The sequence below is a fragment of the Caenibius tardaugens NBRC 16725 genome (assembly GCF_003860345.1).
GTDB classification, from domain to species: domain Bacteria; phylum Pseudomonadota; class Alphaproteobacteria; order Sphingomonadales; family Sphingomonadaceae; genus Caenibius; species Caenibius tardaugens.
Genome location: NZ_CP034179.1, coordinates 1,201,708 through 1,225,459, shown reverse-complemented (window position 1 = coordinate 1,225,459; position 23,752 = coordinate 1,201,708). Strand labels below are relative to the sequence as shown.

Here is a 23,752-nt window from a genome sequence, read left to right as displayed (position 1 = left end):
CATCACCCATGCAGCGCACGGAGCGCCGCCTCCGCCACATCGCCATCGACTTCCTGACTGACGCCGGATACGCCGATGGCACCGAGCACCAGACCATTTTCGATGATCGGATACCCGCCGATCGCGGCAATATAGTCGGGCATGGTATCGATGATTTTCAGTTCCGAGGCCGGGATGGATTTTAAATAATTCTCCCAGGCTTCGGTCGTCTGGCCCATGTGGACTGCCGTCAACGCCTTGCGGCGCGCGGTCGTTTCAGCGATGCGCGGGGTTCCGGGAAAGCTGATAAATCCCGCGAGATTCCCGGCATGATCGACAATCACGATGTGCAGTTTGGCAGACAGTTCCCGCGCTCGGGCCGTGGCGGCGTTGAGCATGGCCTGAATGGCATCGATTGTCAGCGTGGCGCGCGGTTCACTGATCTGCATGGTGCCTTTTCCTTATGGCTGTCGTTCGCGATAGCTGAGAGGGACCCCGGTTAAGGTGCGCAACGACAAGCCCGGGACATGCGACAGCGGTTCGCTGCCCGGGGTCAGGTGGAAATCGTCAAACGCATCGATGAGTGAGCGAAACGCGGTGTACAGTTCCAGCCGCGCATAAGGAGACCCAATGCAGTGATGGACGCCCTGGCTGAACGCCAGATGCGTCTTCACATTCTTTCGCCGGATGTCGAACTGGTGTGGATTGTCAAACTGTTCGGGATCGCGATTGGCAGCGGCAAATCGCAGGTGGACCATGGCGCCTGCAGGTATGGTTACACCGCGCAGTTCGTAATCCTGTACTGCGAGCCGGAAGAACCCCTGACTGGGGGATTCCGTGCGCAGGACCTCTTCGACGAACCCTTCAACAAGGTCCGGTTCCGCGCGCAGTTCGGCGACGATATCCGGCCTTTGCGCGAGAATGGCCATACCTGCGGCAAGGGCACTGGTGGCGGTTTCATGGCCGCCGACGATGAGATGTTCGGCAAGACCGACGATTTCGCGCAACGGGAGGGGCGATCCATCGGGCATGGAGGCGTTAAGCATGTCGGTCAGTACATCCTCACCCGGATGCAGACGTTTATATTCAAGATGGCCGATAAGGTAGCGCTGGAGCGCGATCTCCTCGCGCGCGACCACGAGTTCGCGTTCTTCCGACAGGCCATATGTCAGAGGTTCGACCCAGACATCCGACCAGTGTTTGATCCGGGCCGCATCCTCGAACGGCACGCCCAGCAAGTGCGTGATCACCCGCATCGGCAACCACCAGCAGAATTCGCGCAGGAAATCGCATGCGGTTTTGCCGCGCATGGTTGCGATCAGATCATCGACCGCGCTCTGCACAAATGCCCTTTGGGCGCGGACCCGACGCGGGGAAAATGCCTCACGCAGCGCCGAACGGTAGGTGTTGTGCGCTGGCGGATCGGTGGTCAGCCGGGTGTCGCGCGGGAAACCTTCGGCGGCGAGCAGATCCTGCGATGACTGGTATCGGAACATGTTGGCGCGCGGCAGGCTGCGCATGTCGATCGACCAGATTTCCGGGTGCATGACAGCGAACTGGATGTCCTTGTACTTGCTGACAACGTAGGCGCCGATTTCCGGCATGTAATAGACTGGCGCATCCCGCAGCAGCGCATCGTAATAGGCAAACGGGTTTTCCTGAATGTCCGCATCCATGAAACTGTGTGCTGTGATATCCATGGCCTGATCATTCGCTCCAAAACGGCATGGTGGCTGCGATAAGTTGTTGGGCAACCTGTTCGATGGGCATTTGCCGAACCCGGCTGGACAGGATTTCGGGGCCGACAACGCCGTCAAAGCCGCCCGCGCGCAGGGTTTGGGCAAACCGTTGCAGATCGAAACTGCCGGTTCCGGGGATCACCCGGTTTTGCGTGGTTTCGAACAGAAGATCGTCGCTTTGCAAGGGGCCATGGTCGGCAAACTGGACATAGGCGATGCGCGATGCGGGGATGCTGGCAAGCGCCGCCCAGCCATCCTTGTCCTGGTCGTCGGGGCCATTGAAGAAATGCCAACTGTCGACCACGAAATTACGCCCGGTCAGCCCGGCTGCATCGAGCAGTTCCCGGGTCTGTGCGATCGATGACAGGGGCAGGAACGGAAGAAACTCGATCGCGAGTTCCATGCCGCCTTCATGGCACATTGCCTCGACTTCGCGGGTGATATCGACAATCCGGGTGTCGGGCGTGGTCACGACACCGGCGTGGAGAAAGAGCGCCCCCATGGTTCGACCCACGGCAATGGCTTCTTGTGCCAGTTCCTTCGTGCGCCGCCCGTCGTCACTGATCGCGAGCGAATGCAGGGCGAGCATGCGCACATCGTTTTCGTCCATCTGCGCCCGCAGGCGGGACAGCGAACCTTTGTGCGTGGTGTGATGCGTCAGGCTTGGCAGATCGAACGAGATCCATTTGTAGCCCGCGGCAGATGCTGCGCTGACCATGGCTGGCAAATCAGGTTGATCGAAACCCAGATAAGGAGACCAGTTCACGGTCTCCAGGCAATATTCGACCATGTCAGGGCTCCAGTATGACCTTGATCGCTCCCGCGCTGCGATCACGCGCCATGGCAAAGGCTTCGGCCGCAGCGACAAGGGGGAAGCGGTGGGTGATGATCGTGCTGGCGATGGCGGGATTGAGACCGAGCAGGACCGCGGCGTTGTCGATATCGCGAACCACACCGCTCATCCCGTACATGGTCGAACCAACGATTTCCGGTTCCTTGGCGGCGACCACCAGCCCGGGCAGGCGGATCTCCTCCCACGATGCGGACAGCAGCAGCAATTTGCCATTGGGACGCAGCCAGTCACAGGCATCGGCAATCCCCGAGGTTCCCCCCGCGCAATCGATCGCGATATCGTATTCCCCGTGCGGTTCGCCGCCCCCCAGCCGGGCCCCTGCGGCCTTTTGATGATCGTGTCGCGCGGCCAGCGCCACAGTGCAGCCGATCGCGGCAGCAGCGGCCACCGCACAGAGCCCGATTGCACCGGCGCCCACTACCACCACGCGGTCTGTCGGCCGCGCCCCGGCACGGCGTAGTCCGTGGATCGCCACGGCCAGCGGTTCGATCAGGCTGGCGTTGTCCACCTGCACCTTTGAAGGAAGCCTGACGAGGCAGCGTTCCGGGACAACGATTTCCTCTGCCATGCCGCCGTTGCGACCCACGCCGAAAATTCGTTCCGTCCCCGAACGGCAAACCTGGTAGTCGCCTGCCCGGCAGAATTCGCATACCCCGCATGGTGCGACAGGTTCGATGGCAACGGGGGTGCCATCTGCCAGTACACCCGCCATTTCGTGACCGGGTATGCCTGCCATCTCGAACCCGCTGTCGAGCATGGCCAGATCGGAACCGCATATCCCCGCCGATCTGATCCGCACTCGCACACCGGGCCCTTCCGGTATGGGAACATCGACCACCTGAACCGAACCATCCAGATACTTCACAGCTTTCATGTGTATCCAATCCTGATGCAGCAACAGGGGGCTGGGAATAGTATCAGAACCCGATCCGTGTATCGATTCCGATGGAGCGTGGGCGCTTGTAAGTGACGAGGCCAAACCCCAGCGAACCGAAGTCGACACCATATTCGACATTCTTGTCGTTGGTCAGATTGTCACCCCACACGCCCACTTCCAGCTTGGCGCTGCCGACCGCGATGTCCGTGACCGCGAGACGCGCCCTGAGGTTGTAGTCCGGCGGCGATTTGACAGCGTGGTTGAACTGCGCGGCCCGGTCCAGCGATCCGTAATAGACTTTGCCGCGATAGCTGAAATCGACCCGGGCCAGCAGTTGCCCAAACGGGAGCGGAGCAACGTACTGGGCGCCGATATGTGCGTTCACTTTGGCGGCCTGCTGCATGCGCGCTTCATCGGCCACGTTGATCAGGTCATTGCTGAGCGGATCACGGTAATAGAACGTCTTGAAATGGGCGTGGGTGTAACCGATCGAACCATCCAGTGTCAGACGGTTCACCGGGATGGCCGTAAATTCCGCCTCGAACCCGCTGTAATTGACGTTCCCGGCATTGACGGTGAGCGTGGTCGCCCCACCGGCATCGGCCTTGAACTGATTGATTTGCAACTGGCGATACTGCGTCAGGAACCCGGCCAGGTTCAGGCGGAGTCTGCGATCGAACAGTTCCGTCTTGAGGCCCACTTCGTAGGCGGTCGCGCGTTCGGGCTTGAACGGGTTGAGAAAGCTTGTCCGTGGGCTGAGGCCACCGGCGCGATACCCGGTCGATACCCGGACATAGCCCAGAACATCGGGGGTGAACTTGTAGGATGCGGACACCAGCCAGGACAGATTGTGGAAAGATTTGCGCCCGGTGAGATCCGGCACGTCGCCTGTGAGCAGGATGGTTTTCCTGTCCGACGTGTAGCGTAGTCCGCCTGTCACTTCGAGCCGTTCGTCGAGCGCCGAAGGCTTCCAGCTGACTTGTCCGAAAGCGGCGGTGGAGCGCGTGGTGCCGCCATAGGCCTGAACCGGGTTCAGGTTCACGCCCGCGCCGCCACCGGGCAGTACGAACGTCAGCTTCTGGTATAACGCTTCGCGTGCCTTCTCGTGAAAGTAGTATGCTCCCAGAACGTAGCTAAGGTCGCCGATCTGGCCCAGCGCCTGCAGTTCCTGACTGAACTGGCGGTGATGGCCTTCGGCGGTGTTGTTGTAGGGCGTGACCGGCTGGATGGATGCCGTATCGGTAACGGGATCGTACACGATCCCCTTCAGCAGCGCATTGCCCGACACATTGACAACCTGATCCTGCCGGAAGCGTCGATAACCGGTGATGGATTTGAGCGTCAGGGCAGGGCTGACTTCCAGAGCCAAAGTCAGCGCATGCCCCTGTATGGTCGCGCGGGTATCCGTGCGATAGCGGCCTTTCCGGTCAATATCGCCTTCCTGCAGCCCTTCGCTGCGCCGCCCCGGACCGAACAGGAACGGGGCACCGCCCAATGCTTCTGATTGGCTGAAGTAGTTATAAAAATCTGCCGTTGATGCGACAATCTGAGCCAGCGATCCCTGTCCCCGGCGATTGTCGTAATCGAAACTGTAATCAGCGGTCAGCTTGCCGAAGTCGCCGTGCAGCGATGCGAACAGGGAATCGCTGTTCAGGAAGCCGGGGTCGCGCGATTTTTTGGTAAGGTGGTTGTTGACGTAACCATCCCGTTGGTGATGCATATAAGTGATGGCCGCCCGGAATGGCCCGAATTCCCCCGTTTCCAGGCGCGCGCGCGAAAACCAGTCGTTATTCGTGCCGTAACCGACTTTCACTTCTCCGTGCATGTCCTGAGAAGGAACCTTCGATACCAGCTGGATCGCGCCACCGACGGAATTGCGCCCGAACAGCGTGCCTTGCGGGCCGCGCATCACCTCGATCCGATCAACGTCGATCAGATCGAAAATGGCTGTCGCCGATCGGGCGATATAGATCCCGTTCAGATAGATCCCGACTCCCTGTTCCGAAACGAGCGACGATTCGGTGTTCCCTATCCCGCGAATGAAAATCGCCGCAGTGGATGGGCTGGCGGTCACTTTCGACAAGGTGATATTGGGGACCAGCTGCGGGACGGCCTGAACGTCCATGATGTTGAGCCTGTCGAGCGTCTGCCCTTGCACAGCTGTTACAGAAACCGGCGTATTTTGCAGCAGTTCGGACGTGCGGCGTGCGGTGACGACAATGTCCTGCAACTTTCCCGTGCTGTCTTCCGCGTTTTGCGCATGGCTTGGGGAAGAAAAGACGAAAATGGCGGGACTGATCAGTAAACTCGCCCATATGTGTTTGCCTGTAAGCATTGCACCCTCCCTCGAATGGGCATGCCCCGTTCCTGTTTATTGCCTTTGGCCGCGGTGCGTGCGCAGGCATGCATTTCGGGCATGCGTCATTGGTCAGTCAGGAGGTCTGGCTAACACTGACGCAGGCATGATGGGATGGACGTGTTTATTCGGAATCGAACATCGTGTTCCGAAACGCACATTCCGGTGTGATCGGGCAGCGATGCAGCGCGCAGGTTATTGCTCCGGTTCTCCGAAACCATCCGATCTCTTGCGTCTGAGCCGGGCGGGGCTTTCCCCGGTCGCGCGGCGAAATGCGAGCGTGAAGCTGCTGGGTGAGGAAAAGCCGAGGAGATCGGCAATCTGTTTTATGGGCTTGTCGGTATCCAGAAGCAGGGCGCGGGCGCGGGCCACGCGGACCTGTTCGACAAATTCATGGACCGTCTGCCCCGTGCTCTGGCGAAAGGCCCGCATCAGGTGGCCGGGGCTGAGACCGACTTCGTTGGCCAATGCCGCCACGCGCACGGGTGATCCTTGCGCTTCGCTGGTGAAACTTTCAATCTTGCGCAATTGCCATGGGGCAAGCGCACTATGCACTGCCTCCATTTTGGAATGCAGCGTAGATGCGCTGCCCGAAAAATGCCGCGCCAGATCAGCCTGAAGCGTTCGGGTCAGGCCATCGATGAGCACGTCGGACGCGAAGCCGGGCTGCAGGGCCTCGCTGATCAGTCGCTGCATTCCTGCCAGGATATTGGGTTCGCGAAGATCGCCACAGGCGCGTTGCCGTGTGATGTCGTCGATGTCGAAATCGTCTGGCAGGAGCCTCCGCATCGTGCATGTCGCAAGCCGCTGTTCGCCGAAATCTCCGGTTGCCTGAATGGCGGTGTGGGCGGGCACAATCATCATTTGGCCGAGCGGGACTCTGGCTGATGTTTCCATTGCGCGGCGATAACTGCCCATCGCATTTTTCGGAGGCGCGGCAAACAGGGCTAGGACATCGGCGGGAGATTGCCGCACATAGGGGCCATCCCCGTCGTACTGATAATTGTATACGTGCACGCGTACGGTTGCCGTGCAGATTTGCCCGTGGGTGGTGGTCAGGGCCATATGCGCCTTCCTCCCCTTTGTGCCCTCGCGATCGCTGCGCCTGAAGTGCAAGCAAATTCTTACATAAACGAAACAGCGATGCAATAATTCATCTATGAGCTTTTTTTTGGGGAGGGTCGCGTCTCTCCACGGCCTAGAAGCGATAAGGCAAGCGCACGCTGACAGCCAGGTCGGGGCTATCTTCGGTCAGGCCGACACCCACGGTCGAGATCAACGACAGGTGGCGGCCGAGAGAGAAGGTCGCGCCGATGTTCACAAAGCCGACATTGGCCTGGCTGCCGATAATATTGCGCCAGTCCTCGCCCACCCGGCGAATGCGGGTCCGCTGCACCAGCCTCTGATTATAGGACAGGCTGATGCTGGATTTCTCGTTCAGGGCAAAGGCCACACCCGCGCCCACCTGAAATGCGTCGCCGATATCGACGCGTCCGGGCTGCATGCCCTCAGCTTCGTCAATATCCTTGAAGCCTTTCTGGAAATTCCGGAAATAGGTCAGGCTGCCGAATACGACCAGCGGATCGATCGTCTTGAGGGCGGACAGGCCGATCGACATGCCCCAGACGCCCGATCCGGTAGATAGGCGGCTCGGGACGGACAGGTTGCCCTGGCTGCCTTCGACTTCGATCAGTTCGACACCGAACGGATGTTTGCCAGTGGGTGCCTTGACCCGGGCATTGATCACCAGATCCGGCCTGCCTGCGGTTTCGCGGAACAGGCGATAGCTGGCCCCCGCCGTCATATCGCCAAAGCCGTCATAACGTACTGTCTTCTCCACCAGTCCGCTGGCATTGCCGCCCGCACCGCCCGAGCGGAAATTGGATATCCGGTAGAGATAGGGCATTTCCGCGCTGACGATCAGACGGTCCGTCACCCCCACGCGCAGGGCTGGCGTGACCGAGAAAATATCGGCCGTGACCTGATCGATGCTGATGGTGCCGAGGAAAATCGCATCCAGCGCGAGAAACCCGTTCAGATTGATCCGGGCGTTATCGAAATGGCTGTAATCGAGGCCCAGTTCCAGCCCGACACGATCGCCGAACCGGCCTTGCCGTTGCTGCGCCACTTCCACCACGGCTTCGGTCGGGGCAGGCGCTTTGCGATCATCTGTCTCCTCGCGGCCCGGAGCGCCACTGGATCCTTGCAGCCCCTGCTGCGGGGTTTCCCCTTGCCAGTAGGAAAAGGCCGGATCAGCCGGGACGGCGCGGGTTGTGGGTGCCGAATATCGGCCCCGCATGGCCAGTGCTTCCCCTTCGGTAATCGGTACGGCTTCCAGGCGCATTTCGAGCATTTCCACACGCGCCAGCAAATCGTCCACGCGTTCGATGGCTTCGGCCCGCTGTTGTTCCAGTTCGGTGACTTTGGCCCGCAGTTGCGACACTTCGGTCGCGACGTTCTTGCCGGTTCCGTCCACCGGGCTGGTTGCGTCCTGCGCCGCCACGGGTTCGCTTAACAAGGTGAACATGGCAACGCATAGCGGGATTGCAGCGGTCGATCTGGTGATCCTGAGTCCGGTCATGGTCCTTCTCCCTCCTGCGCCGTTACGGCGCGATTGCCATTTGCCCCGTCAGGGGTTCAACAAGGTCCACAGCGTTGCCGGGTCCGGCAGTCCGGATGCAGGCAGGCTTTTCTGTTGCTGGAATTTTTTGAATGCCTCGCGCAGCGTGGGCGTGTAGATTCCGTCCTCTGGACCCTGATAGAGTCCCTTGTTTCGGAGCGCCGCCTGCGAGCGTTTGAGCACCGCGTCGTAAACAATCGTGCGCTTCTTGTCGTCGCCCACTTCCACCAACTTCGAAAAACTCGCCACCCGGATCGGGCGGAAGCTGGTGACCATGCGCTGCAATGTGCTGACCAGCGTTTCGTCGGGATGGGCACCGCAGTGCTTTTCGAGGATGAGCCCCAATGCGACGGCGTTATGCCATGGGGTCAGGTCAAAGGTATTCGGTTCGTACCGATTGGCCGCAGTCAGGTACCCTTCCACGAACCCCATGACATGCTGATAATCTGTAGATTTCTGATCCTTGTATAAAGCCGTGAACTGCTTGCAACTGACACGCCCCGCACCTTCCACCGCGAATTGATGGACGGGTGCCTGCTGCGCGCTGACCATCGGAGAACCTGTGGCCATGGCTGCAATTCCGACGATTGCCATCCCCCGGATGACTAGCGTTTTACCCCATATCAAAAGCCAAACCCCTTCATGGCTGACAATGCGCCATCCGCATTGATCTGATCGAGATTGCGCACGGACGTGTTCACACCGAACACGATCGAGGCGCTGTTCAGAACGTGGTTCTGGTCGCTGTTGAGGATGGTTTGCTGCAGCATCTGCCCAAGATCCCCACCTACCATCTGCATCGTGCTGTCCGTGCCATGACCGCCGGTCATGATCAGGCCGATCTGGTTGTCTGCCACGCGGAACTGCAACTGATCGCCATCGTCAAACGTGTGGTTTTGCGTTGCGGACAGCGGAGACATGCCCGACGTTCCCATATCGGTCACCGCGCTGCGCGGAACGATCGCGATCCGCATGGTGTTGCCAACCGCATTGTCGGCGCCGGCAATCACATTGACCTGACCTGCCCCGTTGAGAGTATCGAGCGCGCCGACCGGCAGTACCTGATCCGGGCTGGATGTCAGCGCGACATAGCCATCGGAAACGCCGCGCACGTCCATTCCCGGATCGCCTTCGCGAACCCAGTTGACCAGGACTTGCGGGACGGGCTGCGAACTGCCCGGCGGCTGCGTGAATTCGACGTTGAAGGCCAGCCGGGCCACAGTCGTCACGCCGTTCTGGTCCTGCCAGCTCGTCAGCATCGAAATGCCAAAGAACGACACGGCATCGGGGGTGATATACTTGCCCCGCATCTCGCTCAGTTCGACATCGGCGAGGCGTGTTCCAAGCCTGTCCATGGCGGGGCGCCAGGTAGGTATGACGGGGGTTTGCGCGATGCCGCCTGTGCCCAGGCGTGTGCCGACAACCGGCACATCATCGTCGATGAGAACCCGTTCGTAGGGTAAGGCCGCCATCAGCAGCGGTGCACTGGCAGACAGCAGCAGAACACTTGCCGCATGCCTTCGCATCGTCTTGCCCGATGTCTGGCCAGAAGTGTTTCTGAACATGGTGGGCCTCCTAAAATCTGAACTGATAGGCGGGACCGAAGCCGAATTCGGCGGTCTCCGCGCCCGGCAGGACCGCGTGGAGTTCCAGCAGCCGCTTGGCGGACAGGGGTTCCGGCGGATCGAGCAGTACATTGGCGGGGTTGTAACTTGGCCCCATCATGATGAAGGCAACGCCATTCCACGCCGCTTCGAAATCGCGGCGTGTCATCAGCCGGTTACCCAGCGCCGGATCACCCACGGCGACGTGATCGGGAAAGACTTTCCGCACGATCACGAAATGTTTGTAGCCGCGAATATTGATCAGCGCGATCGATGGTGCCTGCAGTTTGGCGAGCGCGTCGTAATTGAGCCGATATCCTTCTGCATCCAGGCCGACGTTGCGGACGTAGTTCTTCATATCCAGCAACGAGAAGCCTTTTTCCCGCACGACGTCGGGATCGGCGATCTTCAGCATGTTGACGAGAACTTGCTGTTCCGTGGTCTCGTATCCGAACGCCTTGTTGAACATCGTGGCGAGGACGGCAGCCCCACAGCTGAAATCAGTGCGCTGCCTGACAATATCTTTGAACTTGAGCGCTTTCCAGCTGGTCACCTGCTTTTCGATAATCGGCGCACCTTCGGATGTCTGGCTCAGCCATATCGGTGCGGGCTGATCGGGTGCCGTTACACAGCCCGACAGGGCGAGCATGATCAGGGCAAGCACGGGTGACCCCGCGCCTCTGATCTGCCTGTATCGCGCCTGCTCGGACATTTCCGCACCTGCTTGTTGCATCGTTCTTCGAAGGGAAAGTTTGGGAAGGGGAGGACAAAGGGAGCGACGTCATCCCCTTCCCAAAGGCATCAGGTCAGCTGCCGTCGCCGCCGCCTCCTCCGTTGCCGTCACCACCACCGCTGGCCAGCGAGGTTGCGATCGTCAGCGAATTCAACTGCTGGTTGCCGACACCGGCCGCCATGTTGACGCCGATGTTGCCCGACGCATCCGCAATGGTCAGCGTGCCGACGGTGTTGATGCTGTCCTGCTGTTCGACGCCATTAAACACGGCGATTTGCAGCAAGCCGGAATTGGCTTCGGCCAGCGCCGCATCGGTTGCGACAGCCAGAGTCAGCAGGTTGGCCTGCTGGTTAAAGCTGCCAGCCGCCGCGTTGATGCCGATGTTGCCATCGCCCGATACCGCGCCTCCCATGACCGTATTACGATCGCGGAAGTTGTTGCCGCCGCCGCCATCTGTCGGATCATCTTCCGGCAGAACGTCGGTTTCTGCCCCATACTGATAGGTCCCCACCAGCATTTGCAGCGACGTGGTCGATGCTTCTGACCAGCCACCCGAGGCGTCCGGGTCCTGGACACTGGAGGAAGCCAGCGTCGCAGAATTCATCTGCATGTTGTAGTAACCGGCGGACAGGTTGACCCCGATATTGCCGGCGCCGCTCACATCGAATGCATCGACTGTATTGATGATCGGCGCGAAATAGCCGACACGGATCGCCCCTTCGAGAACCCCATTGGTCAGGTTGTCGTTGGGATCGTTGCCGGCTTCGCTCCATCCCGGTCCGAAAATATCGCTGACATAGCCATTTTCGCCATTCAGCTCATTTTCTTCGCGATAGGTTACGTTGTTGAGCCCGGACAGTTGCTTGACGTCCGTCACGGCAACAGCTGAACTGTCGACCGAGATCGTCCCTTCGAGGCTGACCGTGCCTTCCAGTGCGACGTCTTTGTAATAGGCTACATCGGTAACGATGCTGGTTTTGATATTGTTCTCATAATTGACATCAATATCGGAACCATGGTCTCGATCACGATTGGCGTATGCGGGGCTTGCGGCAAGCATTGCCGAAGCCGCGACTGCACTCAAAAGCAGATATTTCATCGTCCATCTCCTTCCTACACATCATCAAGGGATTTCTTCGTCGAGCACGCTCAGCACGAAGACGTTGGCGGAGGAATTCCTCTCGCCGCCGATCAGGTTGACCTGGATGAGTCCGCTGTTGTCCCGGAATGTGTTTCCACCAATCTCGATGGTGTCATTCCGGTCCCCGGTGCCCCCAGTGGACCCGCTCGGTTCGATCGAGGCGCGCGACTGCGAAAGCAGTTGATCCGAAAGCGCCTCTTGATTGCCAAGGGAAAGAACGGCCAGGTTTGCCGACTGGTTGTGGGCACCTGCCGTTATATTGATACTGGCCATGCCGGACACGCGGGAGAAGGCATCACCTTCCAGCGCGATCCGCGTGGCCCGGTCGCTGTCGTCGGTGCCCAGCATCATCTGCGCGGCCACGCCGCTGGCAAGCGCGGTTTCGCCCATTGCGATAACGGCGCCGTTGATCTGTTGATTGCCGATTCCGCTTGCAAGATTGACGGCAAGCCTCCCGCTGACCCCCGCAATGGCGGGGACCGCGTCAGCCGTGCCTGCCGTTGCTGCAGCAACGGGCGTGGTGGCCGGGGCTGGCTCTTCAGGCGCCCCCGTCACGACCACTTCGTCCTGCACAGCCGTGGCAGTGCTCTGCGCATGAAGCTGCGGCGCACCGATAACGCTCCACGCCACGCAGATCATGGCGCCCGAAAGCGTGATACGGGGGCGGATCACCGGTCTACTCCAAGGGCAGTCCGCAAGGCGCCCATCGCGGCAGGGACCACACTCATTGCGCCGCTGATCGTATCTCCGACATAGCCACCGTGTTCGCCGTTCAGCGAAGCCTGCGTGCCTGCGCGATCGGATGTGAGAATATCGAGACCGGCCCCAACGGTGTCAGAAACGATGTTTTTGCGGGGATCCAGCGCCGCAGTGACTTGCGCCTGTTCGGCATCGCTCAGAGGCTGAAGCCCCAGTGCGCTGAAAATAACGTCCTTGCCGCCGAGAACGACGTAGGAGGGCTTGCCCGGTACACCAGGGTCTTCGGCGGCGCGGGGCCCTACATCACGCTGATAGATGAAGCTGCCCGGCGGAACATCGGAATCGCCTTCACCTGCCATTGCGGGGGTTGCAACTGACATCACCAGAGCAACCGCTGCGACGTTTGCACAGAACCCTTTGCCTGGCATTGCCTTCGACACGCTCAACCGGAACATTGGAGACCCCCGTTCCCGATGGCAGACATCGGTCCACCGCTCGCTGAAGCACCATTACTTCAACGTTTATTTGCAAAGATCAGAGACTTTGCATTGTGCGACCGATTTTGGCTGTGAATGCAGGATTAATACGATTCGAAATCGTGCACATCCCCAACTGACACTAGTCAATTTGTAATAATCGACATGGCCTAGTCTTTTTTAACTACTGCAATTGTGCAGGGCGTGCCGATGCGCAGGCGCAGATGCGCGCATGTTGGTGCGTGTTGGAGGTGATTCGGAGGAAGGGTGCCAGAAGCCGGGGTGGGTTGGCGTTTTACATCTGATAGGCGCTTAAACGGTGCCAGAGTTGTTCGCGATTGGTGATATTCAGCTTGTCATAACATCGCCGCAGGTGGGCGCGGACAGTATGTATGGAAATACTGTTTCGAACGGCGATCTGCTGGGGGGAGAGGCCGTTGCAAAGATCTTGCACGATGCGGGCCTCGCTCTGCGTCAAACGGAATGCGATCTTCAGATCGGGCAATCTGATGGCGTGTTCCCCACTGGCATTCTGTAACGACAGGCAAACCAGATCATCATTGATGGCGATTGCGCGAACGATCATGTGCGCATCGTCGCGACCATGTCGCAAGAGCACGGTGATCGTTTCATGCGTCGGTGCCGCCGCCGCAGTCGCGAACCTCGCGAAATCCTTCTCATGAGCCGTAGTGACCCGTCCACGCTCCAACCGGAGGAAATCGCCCGCCGCAATTATGGCTTGCGTGCTTTGGCAGCAGGCTACGAGATTGCGATTCCGTTTGATAATCAAACGTGGGCGTGCGTCCAGTAATGACCAGCAGGTCAGAATCCGTTCGACTGCCACGATCGACTGATCAAGCAATACCGTGAGCGGAAGATTACTGAAATCATCCCCATCAGCCCCTTTGGTCGGCCCCCCAGTGGTGCTCGAATGCAGTGCATCCATGAATTGACGTCCCCAATCAGCTAAACAACAACCGCGCGGACCCGTCATGACGAATGGTAAGCTCGTAAGATGATCAAATAAACACAAATTACTATTCTATTCCAGTACGATAAGGGGATCTGGAGTAATCGCGACACTCTGATGGCCGCTTTTTTGGCACGGACCGCCCCTCATCGCGCTGGCGCTCATAAGCCTTCTGTTGAGGTTGGTGTATATGAAGTGTTCTTATGTATCTTAAATATATCGATATTTTGTCCTTCAAATTCGAGGCGGTCTGAAATTTTCTTTCGACACACCTGTCGTCCATGATGTTGCCGAGAATTGGACGATAAAATTCGCATTATTACAAGTATTGGAAATTTTCCCATCATGTCGCGAACAATAATGACGATCCCTGGTGCCTTGGCATTGGCAGGGTCTGCAGCGAATTGCGATTCGCTATGCCTTTCAATTGAAAGGGGTAAGTCTGGGGCTGCCTCGCTGCCCCGGGGCGTGATACCTCTTGTCCTCACTCCACTGGAGTGACGAGGACGTCGTTTTCGGTAATGATCGAGATCGATTGCCGGGCGCGCGACAGATTGCGCAATGTATCGCAAAAACCCATTCGGCGAATACGCCGACCCGTGTCTTTCAGTGCATCGACAATGAGGGTGACGCCTTCCAGATAGATGCCTGCGACCAGAGCATCGCGTGGGTTGGCGGCATTTTCATCGATCAAGGTCGCCGCCAACGCGGTTCGTTTCGCGAGGTCGCCCGGTGCGAAGATCCGCACATGGCCGGCTTGCATGGCCGGGGGCCAGCGTTTGGCGATCTCCGCCGGGACATAGACCACGCTTGCTCCAGACATTTGCTCTGATGTGATCGTGTAGTCGTGCGGGATGACAATCGCTTTTCCCGCAATCTCACCGCTCTCACCGGCTATGGCGGCTGGCATTCCCTGTTTCTCGCTCCAACTGATCAGGGTGCGCGTGCGGTCCGCCTGGGCAGGATCGAGAGCGCCGCAAATGGGGCCTCCGGTCACGTTGTTTTCAAGAGGCTGTATGGTCAATGTGGGCTCCGATGTCGTGCCGTCGCGGCTCCACACCAGATTGAGCAAGGCATCAATAGCCCCGGATTGTTCGGAAAAACGTATGCGACGCCCGAATATCCCGCCCTGTCCGTTGATGGAAACTGCCAGCTTGTCGAGTTCCGCAAAGAGCATTCTGAGCCCTGCGGGACTGAGGCCGGCATTCCGGGATGTGACCCCAATGGTGACGGTGTCTGCGCTGACGCCGGGCACGTCCACTTGCGGCAAGGCACGCAGATAAGCCCCCAGACTGGCCTTGTCCGATGGCGAAAGCTGGTATTCCGGCATTCCGGCATTCAGGGGCTGTCCATTCAGCCCCTTGTGGCGGCGCAGGGCGTTATCCAGCCAGACGGACCAGCGATCACCGGCCTTGGCGGCAAGCGGAGGCAGTGCGGGGGCAACGATCGTCCCTTCGCTTCCCCCTTCACCGGAATCGCCGTGGCAGGATCGGCAGGCATGCCCCGGTGCGGCGGGCATCCAGTCTCCGCCAGCGAATCTCACGGCGATTGGGTCATGCCCAAGTGCCCGTTCATAGATATCGCGCCCGATGGCAATGGCGGGATCATCGCCTGCTGCATCGGCCTGGGCGGCGAACAGGAGTGGCAGCGCCACACACAGCAGGCGAAGGGGAAAAGTCAGGCGCGGGCAAGCCATCGGCGCACTTCTGTGGCAATCTGTGCGGGGGAAGGGGTACCGTACAGCCTGCTCCAGCTTGCATTGCTGGTGCGGCCGATGGCTATCATCGGCGGGTGATCTTCGATCCGGGGCACGAGGCCGTCGAACCCTTCCTGAAAGCGCTGGGTTTCGGGCACGCCAGCGCGCAGGAAATGCCATCCGGGCCCTGCGGCATAGGTGTTGGCAAACTGGACCAGCGCTTCGGGCGTATCGGTCAGCGGCGAGATCGAGACGGAGGCGAAGATTACGGTTTCACCCATCTCGCGGGCCAATCGCTTTTGCGCGCCGGACAGGAGGTTGCCCTGCATCGGGCATATTGTGGAGCATCCGGTGAACATGAAACTGATCACGGCCACCCGATCCCGCACCAGATCGCGCAGCAGCATGAAGCGGGTGCGCGAACGCGCATCGGTGACCATCATGTCGCGCAGCCGCACCGGGAAACGGGCTGCAGGCGCATTGGCGGCCATGGCGCTGGATGGGCTGACGCCTGATATGAACGCGGCGGCCAGCGCGCCTGTCACAACGCTGCGTCGGGTAAGGCCGCCCGGGTGCGGGGGGGTCATGATTGGGGGCCTTTCCAGTCAAGGGTGGTATTCAGCGTTTCGCTTGCCCCGTCAGCGCGCGTGACTTCGACGTAAAGCTGATAGGGGCCGGGCGGGGGCAATGGCTGAGGCATGGGCAGGATCACGTCCGTTCCGGTCTTGTCAGGGGTGAGAAATTGCCGCCATCCGCCACCCGGGTGCATCAGCATGGCGCGCGATGCGCTGACCACACCACCGGAGAGCCGGATGCGGATGGCATTGCCTTCGACTGTGGCGGACATCGCGCCCGATGCAGGTTGCGCAGGCTTTGCAGTGGCGATTTGCCGTGGTGAGGGGCTACCGACAGTGAAGTTCTGGCATTGCAGCATTTCGGGCGCATCCGTGCGGATAATCGCTTTGTACGATCCGGCGGCGGGCGCGGTAAACCGCCCGGTATAGGTCCCGCGTGTGGCACCGGGCAGCATGCCCCGCTGGCGGATGACCACTCCGGCGGTCAGCCCGGCGCGCAGAGGAACCATGGCCATGGCCGCCTGTGCGCCGCTTTCCGATACGATATAGGCGCGCCGTTCCCGGTTGCTGGCCACCAGCACACCCCCAGCGGGAATGCGCACCAGCCGGGGCAGAGGCCCGGCCGTCTGGGGTTCATCCGAAGCAACCCCGGCGGCAATGGCGGCGAGGCCCGGGGCCGATCCGTCAGGATCAAAGATCACCCGGGTAACGCCGCCCTGATGGCGATGCATCAAATAGAGAAAGGCATCGCTGAACGTCATTTCCACCACCGGATCGGGCATGGCGATGGTCCAGCGCACCCGCATGGTTTGCGTGTCGAGGATAGCGATGGTTGCGCCCGCTTTGTCTGCCAGGGCAATCCATCGGCCTGACGGATTGGCCGCGATCCGGTCCGCAGGAAAGCCCAGGGCGATGCGGGCGGAGGTCTCGGGATTATCGAGGTCCGTAACATAAAGGTGCTGCCCGTCTTCCGACAAGGCGAACAGGCTGTTAGCCAGCGGCGCAATTGCCCCGCCGCGAACCGGGCCGGGGAAGGTTATGGCAGGCCCCTCGGCAGAACCTAACCGGCGTGCGTGGCCATCGGCAGACAGCGCCACGGGTTCTGCCAGAGGGGCGGGGATAATCATGACAGGCGATTGCCCAAGCGGCAGAACGGGGGCGAGAGTCCCATCGGGGCTGATCGCCAGCACCTGCCCATTGTCCAACCCTGCCCAGAAGCCCTTGTCATCACTTGCCAATGCATGGACCGGCGCAGGCAAGGCGACAGGGTGGACGCTTCCCGAAGCCGGTTCGATCAGCGAGAATGCGCCTGTCGCTGCATCGATAATGGCCAGCGTTTGCCCGTCGGCGGCCACGCTCCACGCCTTGATCGGGGCGGGGAGCGTCGTCACCGAACGGATATTGGCGCTGGCAAGGTCCAGCAGCGGATCGACCAGCGCCAGCCGATGGTCCTGTGTCGCCTGTACGATGTCGAAACCCAGCAGCGGGATGACATTGGCGGGCAGTTCGCCCACCCGCCCGACGCGGGCGTACCAGTCTTCGCAGCTTTGCCCGTCATCGGGGACGATCCATGCGGCCACGCCCACCCCGCCCATGGCAAAGCCGCTGGCCGGATCGCGCAGGCTGACCGTGATGCGTGCGGCCTTGTCCGGCTGGGGGATGCCGCTTTTCCGCGTGGTGTCGGTGCCCACCACAGACACGGTGATGAAGCGGCCTGCCGCTGCCTGTTCCTCGCCGACTGCGGGGTGCGGCACAGCCAGAGCCATGGTAAGCAGCAATGTCCAGCGGTGTGCAAACGTACGGGTTTCAGTCATGCGCAGGGCAAACCTGATCGACGGAACCATTCACGCCTTGCGTCTGTGCCACGATCATGCCCCATGCGCCCCCGCCGACGAACTGGGCCGGGCCATCGCGCCATAGCCAGCACCCGTGTTCCACCCGGTCGATCACGGCGCTGGTTGCCTTGCGCGGGGCGAGCAGCGCCGATGCAGGCGATCCGAACTTGGGCAGGGAATGATCAAGATACCGGTGGCCATTGGTGACCAGTGCCCGCTGGCGTGCCCGCCCGCCGGGATGGACGGCATGGATGACCAGCGTTTCACCGTCGATCACCGGGATAACGGGTGTTTCGATCTTTGCGCCTGACCCCGCCCCGCCGACCGGGTTGAACCAGATATCGCGCGGTATGGACACGGCATTGAGGTCCACCAGCATCGGCTGGCCGGTTTCCGGATTGACCTTGTCGCTGCGCCAGCTCTGGTTGAGCCGGGCCCAGAACGGTTCGGTCCGGTAATTCACCGCAATATCCCCGCTGTCGTAGGTATCGTCGCAGATATGGCAATCCGGAATGGTGGCCGTGCCCGCACGCTCTTCGGGCGTCAGCGGGCCGCCGGGCTCCCGGTGGCGCGCCGTTTCAGTCTTGAGGTTGAGGCCATCCTGGTAGACCAGCACGGCTTCGCGGTGGCTGCGTCCGTCAGCCAATGTGACCCGCGCCAGTGTGGGATCGCCGGGATCGATCTGCCACGTGGCACCGGCCGGTTCGATAACCAGCGCCCCGACCAGCCCCATGCCGGGATGTTTCACAGGATCGGCAAGCGAGGCAAGTGCGGCGACCATGCCGCGATCGGTGGCAAACGGGGTGAACGCGCGGAAGCCGGATGGTGCCGATTTCTTGCGTAAGGTGGCAAAGGTACCGGCAAACCATATCTGCTGCCGCGCATGACGCCCCGCCGGATCGGCGCTGGCATAGCCGGTATGAAGCACCTCACCGGACGTTTCGTCGCCCGTTTCATTGGCGCCCACGGCCATACCGGCGGAATTGCGCAGGTTATGTGTGACCAGTTGGGGCACGATGGACACACGGCTGCTCGGATCAAGCCGGTCCGCCGCGGTGCGATCGGAAATATCCTTGCCGCTTGGGGAGGTTTGGCTGGATGAGGGGACGATCGGCGGCAGCACCGAATTGCCGGTTTGCGAATAAGATACCGTTGCGGAAGGCAGATCGTTGCGCAGATCCACAATGGCGAAATCACCCGCGTTCATACGCAGGACCAGCGGGCTGGTGCGTGTGGCGGGATGCGGGGTTTCACAACGCATCGTTTGTACGATCTGTTGCAGCGCGACTTCGTTGGCTACATCGGCCGGGGTGAACACATGGCCGCTTTCCACACCGGTCATCGTGTCGTCGGTCACCGCCTCGTATCGCAGACCTTGTGGATCACTGATCCGTTCGCGGCGGTTGTAGACGATTTCGCCCTGTTTCACCGCGATGCAGAACTTGCGTATGTGGAACTGCTTCATGCCTGATGCCTTGGTGAAATCGGGCAGCATTTCGCCTCGCAGCACGGAATAGGTGCCCAGGGGCGTGCGCACCGAACCGCCGTCTTCCGCGGCATAGGCACCGTTTCTGTCGCAGTCTGTGGCGCGCTTGCCGTCGATATCGGCCAGGCGGCAGGCCACGCGCGGGCGCACTGCCGGGCGTGCCGCTGGGCCTGCCGCCGCGTCATGGGCTGCAAGGGTACGGTTCTGCCAGAAATCGCCACGGCCCGGGTCGAGCGCGCGCTTGCGATCGGGATAGGTGCGGATCAGGCCCCAGGCACCGTTCCAGGTGGCGTCGACCGTTCCTGCGCCATAACGGAAGTCCACCGGTTCGACTGCGTGGAACGTGCGCGAGGAGAGCGGCATATCCAGATCCATTTCAAAGTGTTCGGAGATGCCGATTTCCTGCGATGCCACGCGCGGGCTGGCCGGATCGCCCGGTTGGCGGCGCCATGACAGGCCGTTGACCTCGAAAACGTGTTGCACTTCCTGTGCGCCCTGTATCAGCCGCACAATCGCCTTATCGCCGACGTAGGCTTCGAAAATTTCGGTGGAGGGATCGCCATCGGTGTGATTGCAGCGCTGGTCGATCGCGTCGAGATCAGTGCGCCGCCCGGTGCCGGGGCATTTTGGCAATGCTGCCGATAGTACGGGGGCGAGTGATGCGTCGGTCTGCCGGTGTACGAAGCTCGAGAAGGCGTAAGCCGCATCGCCCTTCTGCCCGGTGTACTGGTGCCAGCGTTGGCTGTAATCGCCCATACGCACCGGCATGGGTTCCAGTTTGTAGTTGAACAGAAACGGATCGTGATGATCGACGGAAATCGCTTCCGGCCGCTGCGGCGGGGCGATGGGGCGGCCATTGGCGGCAAAGGTCACACGATCGCCATCCGCAGTCGGATAATCGTCGATGGCATAGGCGCTGTTGGGGCCGCTGCCGTCATAGAGCAGCGCGAAATCGGCCACGGCCAGCACGAATTCCCGGCGGTTGCCGCGCAGATAGGCGGCTGCGCCCGACGATGATGGCGTGGCGATGATCGCTTGCGTCCCCACCGCCCCCCCCGATCCGTCGGGCCCCAGCTTGGGCATGGGCGTGCCATCGGGATGCCGCCAGCGGGATTTCTTCGGCTCGACAATCAGCGCGTTATAGAATCCGTGCTGCTGGATATTGGAGGGCGCGAAATGGTCGTGCGTGAACACCGTGCCCAGCGTCTGGTCCTTGCCTGCAGCATCAAGGCGTGGGTCGGCCCACCATCTCTGGTAGGTCGCCTGATAGCGCGCCTCGGGATCGACAGGCAGCGTCAAGACGGCCGGGTTGCCGTCTTCCCCGGTGACCGATCCGCCGGGCACGGACGACGCATGGATCAGTTCCGCAATAATACCCGATGCCAGCGTACCGTCCTCGTAATTGAAGCCATTGGCGGAACCGTCGGACGATGTGACATCGAATTTCACCAGATGGATATGCTGGCCGATAATGTCGGTCGGGGCGGCCACCTGAAACGGATCGCGCCCGGTTTTGCTGGACGTTCGGTTGGTGTGGCGGAAAGTGACGCAATCGCCCGAATGCACCCGGAAAAAGAAGGGATCGGCCGCTTGCGGTGTGCGGGTACTGCGTTGTGCAGCCCATTGGAATTTCGGCAGATCGCCGTCCAGAACATTGATGCGCGCCTGCGGATCGTGCCAGCCGTAGCGGTTGACCAGCAGGTTGGTTTCAATCGCGGAGGCATTGTACTGCACGTGTGGTGCCTTGGCTGGACAGGGATTGCCATAGGGCGATCCGGCTGCGGCCGGACGGCCATTCAGGCGAAACCCGTTGGCAGTGCTGGCCTGTGCATGGAAAGCCATGGCCGCGCGTTCCAGCGCGGTGCCCGTTTGCGGCAGAATGGTGAGCGCAACCTGTTCGATTTCGAAGGTCAGATCGCCATTTTCCAGCCCCTTGTTAAGCAGGCGCGTGGCCGTGGCCGGGTTGCCCAGCTTTTCGCCAAAGGCCGTGCGGACACCGGCACCGGTGATGTGGCGCGGCAGCCCCCCATCTTGCGCCATGTCGAGCGGCGGTTGCGGCGCACGAAAGCCCGGCTTGCCCGGAATATAGAAGGGATAACCGGGCATACCGTTCGCGGCGTAAGTGGGTTGCGGGGCCAGCGCCATGCCGGGCAGGGGGACAAGCGCCGGGATTGGGGTTCCGCCGGTCACCATACCGTTGGCATGCACCATTTTCGGTGTCTGCCCGGTGAGCGGATCGGTCCCCGGGCCCTGCCATTCGGTCAGGGTGGTGCCGGGTACCGCATTCAGTCCGCCGCCATCGGGCAGCAGCCGGGTGCCATCCTCGAACACGTCGTGCGTGCGCCACAGGCCCCACATGCCTTGCGCGAAATGGGGGTAGAGATGGCAATGGAAAATGGAATCGCCGGGGCCGAGATTGCGGTTGCCGCTGCCCCCGTATTCGATCTGATAGGTGAAGCTCTGGAATGGCCCGATTGTCTGGCTGTCGAGATAATTGGCCGCGCTGTTTCCTTCCTGCGACAGCCACTGATGGGCGTGCAGATGGAACACGTGGGTTTCCTTCGGGCCGGCGTGGACGTTGTGAAACTCCACCGGATCGCCGAGATAGCTGTGATAGACGTTGCTGGGATCGTCGGCATATTGTGGTAACAGGGCCGGATCGCCGTTCGCCCAGCTTTGCAGGAAGAACTCTTCGTAGGCGCAATCCACGCAATTGCGCGCCGGGCCGACACCCGCACGGTTGGAAATCAGGGCCGTGCCCATGCCGCTGGCGCCGTAATTGATGGCAAAGCCATCGCGCGCGCCAACAATCTGTTTGTGCCGTGCCTGCGCCTTGTCCCAGGTATCGCGCGGGTTGCCGGGATCGAGCGTCGGGCCGTTGAGAATGGCATAGGCCGGGGCGTGAACCGTTTTCAGTTCATCATGAAAGATGATCGAAAATTCGCGGTAGGGGCAATGCGCAGGCCGCCGCCAACTGTCCATCCGGCCCCTGTCATTGTCGGTGGCCGATGCCTTGTGCGCGCAAGGGGCGGCACCGGCGGGCACGGCTGGTGCAACAATCGCCGTCAGATCGGAATGGATAATGCGAAAGCTGCCGTCGCTCTGGCTCAGGAGCATGGCGGCAACGGGTTTGCCGTTGCGTGCGGCGTGGTAGTTGACAGGACCTGCCGCCGCGCTGTTTTCGCAGCCGTCACCCTTGCCCGCCTCATTGCGCAGGCAGGCCATGTCTTCTGCGGAAATCTGGCTGCGATAGACCTGTGCCCCTGCCGGTTCGACAACCACCATGCCGAACAACCCGTGCGTCAGCGATCCGCCATCGCCTTCGCCGCCCTGAACGGCGGAAAGGCTGGAAAAGAAGTAACTGCCGCGCTTGTCGCCAAACCAGGTATATTCGGTGGTGGCCCCGGGCGCGATGCCGATCAACCCGGTTGCGGTGCCATCCGCACCATTTGCTGTGCGCAGCCCGACAATGGCGATGCTGGCAAGGCGGGTGGTGGGATCGTTCGGGGGATCGGGAATGGTGCGGGGATCAACCGTTTCCTGTTCGGGTGGTTCGCCCGGTTCGACCGCTTCCACCAGTTTTTGCGGGGTGACGAGGGCTGGGGGGATTGTCACACCACCCACCGCATCGGGCGTAAGCGGGCGGGTGCGCGATGGCATGGGCATCAGCAGATTCTGGAACCGCACGACCAGCCGGTCGCCTTCATTGATCCGCAGGACCAGCGGCCGCGGGCGGATGTCGGGTTTGAGCATGGCGCTGCCCGGACGGCATTTGCTGGCATCTTCGACCCCGCCCGGGCGCCCGGGCGCGCGGGTGCAGCCTTCAACATGATCGCGCAGGGCATAGATCATGCCCCAGGGATTGGTGGACCCAAAGCGGTTGTAAACGAGCGGCTGGTTGATCGCGACGACATCGGCATAGACCACGCGGCCCCCGGCGGCAGAAGGCTGCGTCCCGTTGGCGGTATTCTCTGTGGTTTCGGCGCGTACGGATTCTGCGGCGGCGGGCGTCAACGGGGCGAACGCCAGACCGGCGGCAGCGATTGCGAGCCGATGCAGCCGGAATGGTCGCCGGACACCTGCACCATGCGGTTTGTCCTCCACCATGTGCCC

18 protein-coding genes are annotated in these 23,752 nt (G+C 61.0%); all 18 read right to left on the bottom strand.

What is annotated here, in order from left to right; all coding sequences use genetic code 11:
- Positions 1-2: 2 nt before the first annotated feature.
- The gene (locus tag EGO55_RS05545; protein WP_021691227.1) at positions 3-428 is read right to left on the bottom strand and encodes a GlcG/HbpS family heme-binding protein; all 426 of its coding nucleotides are present in this window, start codon (positions 426-428) and stop codon (positions 3-5) included.
- Positions 429-440: 12 nt separating this feature from the next.
- Positions 441-1,679 carry a cytochrome P450 gene (locus EGO55_RS05540; protein ID WP_021691228.1) on the bottom strand — a complete coding sequence of 413 codons (1,239 nt, stop codon included), beginning with the start codon at positions 1,677-1,679 and terminating at the stop codon, positions 441-443.
- A 7-nt stretch (positions 1,680-1,686) separates the two neighbouring features.
- Positions 1,687-2,508 carry a sugar phosphate isomerase/epimerase family protein gene (locus tag EGO55_RS05535; protein ID WP_021691229.1) on the bottom strand — a complete coding sequence of 274 codons (822 nt, stop codon included), beginning with the start codon at positions 2,506-2,508 and terminating at the stop codon, positions 1,687-1,689.
- A 1-nt stretch (position 2,509) separates the two neighbouring features.
- Positions 2,510-3,445, bottom strand: a complete 936-nt coding sequence (locus EGO55_RS05530) for a zinc-dependent alcohol dehydrogenase (RefSeq protein WP_021691230.1) — start codon at positions 3,443-3,445, stop codon at positions 2,510-2,512.
- A 43-nt stretch (positions 3,446-3,488) separates the two neighbouring features.
- Positions 3,489-5,783 (bottom strand): TonB-dependent receptor, encoded by a 2,295-nt coding sequence (locus EGO55_RS05525; RefSeq protein ID WP_021691231.1) that lies wholly within the window; start codon positions 5,781-5,783, stop codon positions 3,489-3,491.
- 216 nt (positions 5,784-5,999) lie between these two features.
- Positions 6,000-6,869, bottom strand: coding sequence for a helix-turn-helix transcriptional regulator (locus tag EGO55_RS05520; protein ID WP_021691232.1), 870 nt, complete (start codon positions 6,867-6,869; stop codon positions 6,000-6,002).
- A gap of 133 nt (positions 6,870-7,002) precedes the next feature.
- Positions 7,003-8,385 carry a transporter gene (locus EGO55_RS05515; RefSeq protein WP_021691233.1) on the bottom strand — a complete coding sequence of 461 codons (1,383 nt, stop codon included), beginning with the start codon at positions 8,383-8,385 and terminating at the stop codon, positions 7,003-7,005.
- Positions 8,386-8,433: 48 nt separating this feature from the next.
- Positions 8,434-8,994: a peptidoglycan-binding domain-containing protein gene (locus tag EGO55_RS05510; RefSeq protein WP_161566026.1), complete on the bottom strand. Its 561-nt coding sequence runs from the start codon at positions 8,992-8,994 to the stop codon at positions 8,434-8,436.
- A 53-nt stretch (positions 8,995-9,047) separates the two neighbouring features.
- Positions 9,048-9,989: a hypothetical protein gene (locus EGO55_RS05505; protein ID WP_021691235.1), complete on the bottom strand. Its 942-nt coding sequence runs from the start codon at positions 9,987-9,989 to the stop codon at positions 9,048-9,050.
- A 10-nt stretch (positions 9,990-9,999) separates the two neighbouring features.
- Positions 10,000-10,692, bottom strand: a complete 693-nt coding sequence (locus EGO55_RS05500) for a C39 family peptidase (protein WP_052023756.1) — start codon at positions 10,690-10,692, stop codon at positions 10,000-10,002.
- A gap of 142 nt (positions 10,693-10,834) precedes the next feature.
- On the bottom strand, positions 10,835-11,860 hold the full coding sequence (locus EGO55_RS05495; RefSeq protein ID WP_021691237.1) for a hypothetical protein: 1,026 nt from the start codon (positions 11,858-11,860) through the stop codon (positions 10,835-10,837).
- A gap of 24 nt (positions 11,861-11,884) precedes the next feature.
- On the bottom strand, positions 11,885-12,574 hold the full coding sequence (locus EGO55_RS05490; protein WP_021691238.1) for a hypothetical protein: 690 nt from the start codon (positions 12,572-12,574) through the stop codon (positions 11,885-11,887).
- Entirely contained in the window at positions 12,571-12,960 is a 390-nt protein-coding gene (locus tag EGO55_RS05485; protein WP_124916730.1) for a hypothetical protein, read from the bottom strand. Before EGO55_RS05485 ends, EGO55_RS05490 begins: the two co-directional genes overlap by 4 nt.
- Before the next feature lie 412 nt (positions 12,961-13,372).
- The gene (locus tag EGO55_RS05480) at positions 13,373-14,023 is read right to left on the bottom strand and encodes a helix-turn-helix transcriptional regulator (protein ID WP_021691240.1); all 651 of its coding nucleotides are present in this window, start codon (positions 14,021-14,023) and stop codon (positions 13,373-13,375) included.
- 508 nt (positions 14,024-14,531) lie between these two features.
- Positions 14,532-15,743, bottom strand: coding sequence for a c-type cytochrome (locus tag EGO55_RS05475; RefSeq protein ID WP_021691241.1), 1,212 nt, complete (start codon positions 15,741-15,743; stop codon positions 14,532-14,534).
- Complete coding sequence (locus EGO55_RS05470) at positions 15,725-16,330, bottom strand: SCO family protein (RefSeq protein WP_021691242.1); 606 nt, start codon at positions 16,328-16,330, stop codon at positions 15,725-15,727. The genes EGO55_RS05475 and EGO55_RS05470 overlap by 19 nt, the downstream gene beginning before the upstream one ends.
- Positions 16,327-18,132: a hypothetical protein gene (locus EGO55_RS05465; RefSeq protein WP_021691243.1), complete on the bottom strand. Its 1,806-nt coding sequence runs from the start codon at positions 18,130-18,132 to the stop codon at positions 16,327-16,329. The genes EGO55_RS05470 and EGO55_RS05465 overlap by 4 nt, the downstream gene beginning before the upstream one ends.
- Complete coding sequence (locus EGO55_RS05460; protein ID WP_021691244.1) at positions 18,125-23,746, bottom strand: cupredoxin domain-containing protein; 5,622 nt, start codon at positions 23,744-23,746, stop codon at positions 18,125-18,127. Before EGO55_RS05460 ends, EGO55_RS05465 begins: the two co-directional genes overlap by 8 nt.
- Between the last annotated feature and the right edge of the window lie 6 nt (positions 23,747-23,752).